The sequence below is a fragment of the Vibrio sp. 10N.261.52.A1 genome (assembly GCF_002876325.1).
Taxonomy (GTDB): domain Bacteria; phylum Pseudomonadota; class Gammaproteobacteria; order Enterobacterales; family Vibrionaceae; genus Vibrio; species Vibrio chagasii.
Genome location: NZ_MCYD01000872.1, coordinates 1 through 5,676 on the forward strand (window position 1 = coordinate 1; position 5,676 = coordinate 5,676).

7 protein-coding genes and 1 pseudogene are annotated in these 5,676 nt (G+C 39.8%); 3 read left to right on the plus strand and 5 right to left on the minus strand.

Annotated elements, in window-relative coordinates; genetic code table 11:
• From BCT81_RS18745 to cysS, 3 genes are all read left to right on the plus strand, one after another.
• The coding region (locus BCT81_RS18745; protein ID WP_157938878.1) for a MarR family transcriptional regulator at nt 1-324 on the plus strand (324 nt) is incomplete at its 5' end.
• Nucleotides 325-362: 38 nt separating this feature from the next.
• Nucleotides 363-869, plus strand: coding sequence for an EVE domain-containing protein (locus tag BCT81_RS18750; protein ID WP_102425448.1), 507 nt, complete (start codon nt 363-365; stop codon nt 867-869).
• Nucleotides 870-1,499: 630 nt separating this feature from the next.
• A complete protein-coding gene (gene cysS / locus BCT81_RS18755; protein WP_102425449.1) occupies nt 1,500-2,873 on the plus strand; it encodes a cysteine--tRNA ligase in 1,374 nt (457 codons plus the stop codon).
• A gap of 170 nt (nt 2,874-3,043) precedes the next feature.
• Here the strand turns inward: cysS and BCT81_RS18760 are convergent, their stop codons facing one another.
• From BCT81_RS18760 to BCT81_RS29190, 5 genes and pseudogenes are all read right to left on the minus strand, one after another.
• Entirely contained in the window at nt 3,044-3,715 is a 672-nt protein-coding gene (locus tag BCT81_RS18760; RefSeq protein ID WP_102425450.1) for a hypothetical protein, read from the minus strand.
• A gap of 37 nt (nt 3,716-3,752) precedes the next feature.
• A pseudogene (locus BCT81_RS18765) lies at nt 3,753-4,104 on the minus strand (MerR family transcriptional regulator).
• A gap of 89 nt (nt 4,105-4,193) precedes the next feature.
• On the minus strand, nt 4,194-4,514 hold the full coding sequence (locus tag BCT81_RS18770; RefSeq protein ID WP_102425451.1) for a hypothetical protein: 321 nt from the start codon (nt 4,512-4,514) through the stop codon (nt 4,194-4,196).
• A gap of 231 nt (nt 4,515-4,745) precedes the next feature.
• A complete protein-coding gene (locus BCT81_RS18780; RefSeq protein WP_102425452.1) occupies nt 4,746-5,354 on the minus strand; it encodes an SLATT domain-containing protein in 609 nt (202 codons plus the stop codon).
• A gap of 129 nt (nt 5,355-5,483) precedes the next feature.
• On the minus strand, nt 5,484-5,676 hold a 193-nt coding region (locus tag BCT81_RS29190; RefSeq protein ID WP_157938879.1), incomplete at its 5' end, for a hypothetical protein.

The following is a 5,676-nucleotide window of genomic DNA, read 5'->3' on the forward strand; positions in this document are numbered from 1 at the left end:
ATTCTAGCTTCATTAAAGTGGTTTCAAGATAAAGAAAAATTAGCTACTCAAACTAATTTAGTTGAGCACACCAAGATTGATAAAATGACACTATCGAAAGCAATTCGAAAGCTAGAGTTGAGTGGTTTAGTCGAACGTTCCTCCTCAGTCCTTGATGCTCGAAATACTAATGTTCAATTAACAACTGAAGGAGAAAGTTTAATCGTTAAAGCTATCTTTGCTGTTGAAAATACTGATGACGATTTTTTTTCTTGCTTAACCGAGAGTCAACTTAAACACTATAAATCCCTGACATCATTACTAATAAAAAGTAATACTTTATAAAATAGCAGATCATATAAAAACATTGTAAAGGAGGTACCTTGAAGAAATTTTGGTGTGGTGTTGTTTCTCGTGAGCACATTAAGTTAGGGGTAGCTGGAGGGTTTTGCCAAGTATGCCATGGTAAATCGGCCCCTTTGAATAGAATGTCAGTTGGTGACGGGATCGTTTTTTACTCACCCACGCTTGAATTCAAGGGTAAGGAAAAATGTCAGAAGTTTACAGCCATTGGTCAAGTTACAGGAGAAGGTAGCTATAAGTTTCAAATGGCGCCAAACTTCGTTCCATACCGCAGAGATATTACATATATAAATGGCAAGGAAATAGCAATTCATCCAATACTCGATCAGTTAGAATTTACCGCTGGCAATAAAAACTGGGGTTTTAAATTAAGGTCTGGTCACTTTGAGCTATCGCAGTACGATTTCCTTACTATAGGGCAGAGAATGTTGGGCCTTTCTACATTGACTGAGGTCTTTAACTTGTATGGTGGGACAGCATCAAATATTCCACATCAGGGTGAATTATGGAATGATCTAAACCTGTAAACCTAGACACCGAGCAAAGAGACAAATGATACAAAAACTCTCAAAAATCGGTGTTCATTACTCCTATCATATAAACACGATCCAGTTACTTCCTATAAAGCCTTTTGAGTAATTCATAGGAAGCAATTGGTGTAATCATTTGAGTTTTTGTGAGTACAGGTGTCAGATTAGTTAGATTAGACCTAATTTTACTTATCCATAAGTCTAAATTTTCAACGAAAAAACAATGAGGCACTTTCTACTTAGCAAGTGCCTCAGATAGAAATCCAGCCGAACAAGATCTTCAATAAAACCTTCGACATATTTTCCTAAATTAGCAAATAACGAACCACTAAAGATTTGAGCAGTATTCAGTTGATTCCTAATATTGGGAGCGCGGGCCGCGCCTATACTAACGTCGATGACGTTCAAACATGAACACTGAATAAATGTATTGCTTTTTTAAATCATCTATTTTAGTTTGAAAAAATGACGCTAATAATTACTTCCATTCAAATTCTATGTTGTTGCTGTAAATACCTCATTTACGGCCGCTTTAGTGTACCTATTATATAGCAAACCTATCGCTCTCTTTCCTAGGCCGTTGATGTTTTCATCCACGGCCTTTTTGTATTTATAAGGATATGATTTATGAACCAACCTACAATTCAGCTCTTTAATACCCTTGATAGAGCACTTAGCCCGTTTTATACGATTAAACCTCGTGAGGTTGGCCTCTATGCGTGTGGCCCAACTGTTTATGACTATGCACATGTCGGTAACCTGCGTACCTATTTGTTCGTAGACCTTCTAAAACGCGTACTACAGCTCAATGGATATCATGTTAGTCATGTCATGAACATCACCGATGTTGGGCATCTGGTGTCTGATGGTGACACTGGAGAAGACAAAATGGAGAAAGGCGCACGTAAACAAGCTAAATCGGCTTGGGATATTGCTACATATTTTGAAAAGGCATTTTTTACTGATCTCGAAAGGCTCAACATTCTCAAGCCTTCTATCACTTGCCGAGCAACAGACCATATTCAAGAACAAATTTCGTTTATTCAGTCACTCGAAGTTAAAGGCTATACCTATCGAACAAGCGATGGTATTTATTTTAATACAGACAAACTCCCCGACTACGGCAAGCTTGCTCGATTAGATAAGGAAGGTTTAGAAGCTGGCATTCGCGTTGATATGGCGGAGAAAAAGCATCCGACAGATTTTGCACTTTGGAAATTCACTGGCGAACAGAAAAGACAAATGGAATGGACAAGCCCGTGGGGAAATGGCTTCCCAGGGTGGCATATTGAATGTTCAGCGATGGCAGAAAAGTACTTGGGAGAGACCTTCGATATACATATCGGTGGTGAGGATCACATCCCTGTCCACCACACCAATGAAATTGCGCAATGCCAAGCGAAAAACGGACACGTACAAGCAAACTTTTGGCTGCATGGTTACTTCTTAAATATGAACAATGAGAAAATATCTAAGTCGGGTTCTACACTGCGTTTAAAAAGCCTTATCGACAAAGGTTATGACCCTCTAGCTTATCGCTATTTAACCCTAACCAGTCACTATCGTAGCCAGCTCAGCTTTACTTGGGAAGGGTTGAATGGCGCACAAAAGGCACTGCGTAGATTAAGAAAAAAAATCACTGGTATGCCTGACGGTGGTCACGTTGACAACCAGTTCAAAGCTGAATTTCTTGCACATATCAGCCGTGATTTGAACATGCCACAAGCACTCGCTTTACTATGGGAGGTCACCGATAGCTCCATAGAGCCTGCCAATAAAAAAGCGACACTACTTTATTTTGATCAAGTATTTGGCCTTGATCTTGAAAAAGTTGAACAGGTCACCATTCCGAAGGAAGTTCAGCAGCTCGCTGAACAACGTCAATGCATGAAACAACAGGGGCGATTTGATGAGGCAGATACAATCCGAGAGCAAATTCGCGCCTTGGGGTATCAAGTCAACGACAGTACTAACCACTCAAGCGTAACCAAGTTACTTTGATCAGTTAAAATTACCCGTCTCACCGAATAAGAGGCCATCAATAGCCTCTTATTCTCGGTCAAGGCAAGTTTGAGGTGCCAAGTTAGTGACGGAGTACCAAGCCACTAACTATCACCAGGCCTCTATGCCAAATGTTGCGATTATCTTCAACGCTTTGTTATATGCATAGCCTATTCAACACTGAATACATAGCCCGGATACTCATCATTAAGTGTTTCCACCACTTCCAACCACGCACTTTTATCGAGTAATTTGGGGGAAAGAGCTTCCGGAGCTAAAGACCAACTTTTTAGATTAAAACCCCAAGACACCGCGCCAACTGAATAGAATACCCCTTCTACTTCAGATAGCCCAAACAACTTTCCATTCCAAGTTAAAGTGATATGGGGAGCCGAAGTCCAACCTGGATTATCTCGAAAAACCTTACCCAAACTATAAAATGGGTAACTACTGTCACGCTTCTCTTGGCTAGCAACATCAACAAAAACCCAATTGGGACCAAAGTTTCCCAAGGACGCATGTTTACCTGAAAACTGCGCGCCGCTCGATGTTTCCACAATATGTAGCCAGTGTGTCACTTTTGAGGACGAAACCTCAATGGCTGGAAACTTTGGTGCAAAGCAATGAGAATTGCCTGATTCGACAAAACGAACATCAAAAGCATCCTCTCGATTCCACAGATCAATACTGTAATTCGTTATCGCAGAGTCATTCAGACACTCACCATAGCTACCATTTTCAATATTGGTTGAGAAAGCAGAGTTCCGATAAACGCCAAACGATAAGTAGGCACCAACAACCACGATCAGTAAAAATAACGAACCACAAATATATTTTTTCATACCTTTTAAGCTTGCCTCCCTCTATAGCTTACGACGCCTAATTCTTATAAGTTCCCTCATCACTTCGATAAAACCCTTGAGAGGAAAATACGAAGTGCGACACCTCTGAACATAAAAACAGTAACTCTAAACTCTGTTGGTGCTGTTCTAGCAGCGCTGACATTCAAGTACCGCGCTGCTGCCCTGCTCCCTTAATCGAGCGTATTCCAATATCTCTTCGAGTAGCATGGCCGTCTCTTTTAGGCGAATGACAAACTCAAGCCACTTTACGTCTTTCGCGCTATACACTCGGTGCCGACTGCTATTACGCTGAACATTTTTAAACAAACCGATTTTTTCATAGTTCTAAACGTATGAGCCGACAAACCCACCAAGCCAGAAACTATCATCCAAGAACGCGTTACGCTAAAAACACAAAAACCCAACGATAGCTTGCTGCCGTTGGGCTCTACTCTTAAATGCGGGTTATAACGCTATGTTACTTAACTGTGATACCAAAATCGCTCCATTGAGCTTTACGCTTGGTGGTAAAAATACAAGAAACACCGCCCACGGTATGAGTAATTGGTGCTTCAAAATCACAAAACAGTGAGATATACAAAATTGGTAGCTGTTCGTTACCAAATGAATTTGGTGTCCACATAGCTACATCACCATCTTTACATTTAGCGTTCGCTTCATCACCGTTGGCAAAATGACAGATTTTATCTTGCTTTAAATCACTTAGCCCAAATGCAGCCGATGAGTTGAATGATGTTGTTGACAAAGCAAAGGTAAGTGCTAATAGAACTTTTTTCATAATAAGGTTGCCCGTAGTTTGATATATACGAGTTACTTTAACATGATGATAAACATACACTTAGCCAGATTGTGCAACCTATGACACAAGCCACAAATTGCGTTACTCATACCCAATTAAGGTTTGAGTAACGCAATATCGAAGCCAGAGCAAACTACCTTGAACACTGAAGCTAACGCGTAGTGAAACGCCACGTGTTGCGAATCAAACTTGAACGGTTTGTTATATTAATTAGCCAAACCAGAGCCAACAGACCACATACCCCAAAATTAGGATGAGTGTAATGTAAGAAAGATGGTTCCAAAAAAGAGACCAAACGACTTGAGACTGAACCTTTTTCCTTTGTGGCCATTTCATAGGGTAATGCTCAGGCATGTCTAACTGAGCTCGCAAATAATCTGAACGGAAGTCGTTAGTAGAATGAGTTTCGTAGAGTTTCAAGATACGGTTGTATTCTACTCGATACTTCTGATAGTCCTTCTCTTCGAATTTTTTGTCGAGCATTGGATATATTTCTTGCTTAAGCTCGCCTAATTGGGCGGCACAGGAGTACATTTTTTCAGCTAAGTTGGAGTAATCATTTTTATCAATTAGAAGTGAATAAACCAATACAGACACAGAGGAGAAAACTTGTATCAAACCTACAAGCTCGCTATCAATATTATTGCCTAGTTCGTAAGCTTGCATCAGTGAGATTAAAATAAGAGCTAGAGAAATTAATACTACCGAGTAAGTCGAAAACTTCGCATGTCCCTTCAAGCGCCTTGACGCGTGAAACCTAGTTTTTGATGTTGCATCGATCTTCTTGTACAGATTGTTGTAACTTTGTTCTTTTTTCACTTTCGAAAATATCTCCTATTCATATAAAGCCGCATTCAAATAAGAGCGACGCTCTACCATATTTGAGCTAAGCGAAACTGCCAAGTATCGAACCAATCTTAAATTCTTCTTTATAACAATGTATTTCTATTAATCCCGTAACAAAGGTGGTGCTTTCTTAACATATACAAATGGCATTAAAAAGATAACAAATCCTATTAAAATATCACCGACTAACGATAAAGCTTCATCTTCTAGTGTTTGGTGTGTCATATACCCAGATAAAATATTTTTTAGCTCAGGGATATAATCTACAAACTTAGCGAATATCACAGTAATAAAA

Bases quoted from the DNA above. Each gene is read 5' to 3' on its own strand.
- cysS (WP_102425449.1), top strand. From the start codon at position 1,500: ATGAACCAACCTACAATTCAGCTCTTTAATACCCTTGATAGAGCACTT.
- BCT81_RS18760 (WP_102425450.1), bottom strand. From the start codon at position 3,715: ATGAAAAAATATATTTGTGGTTCGTTATTTTTACTGATCGTGGTTGTT.
- BCT81_RS18770 (WP_102425451.1), bottom strand. From the start codon at position 4,514: ATGAAAAAAGTTCTATTAGCACTTACCTTTGCTTTGTCAACAACATCA.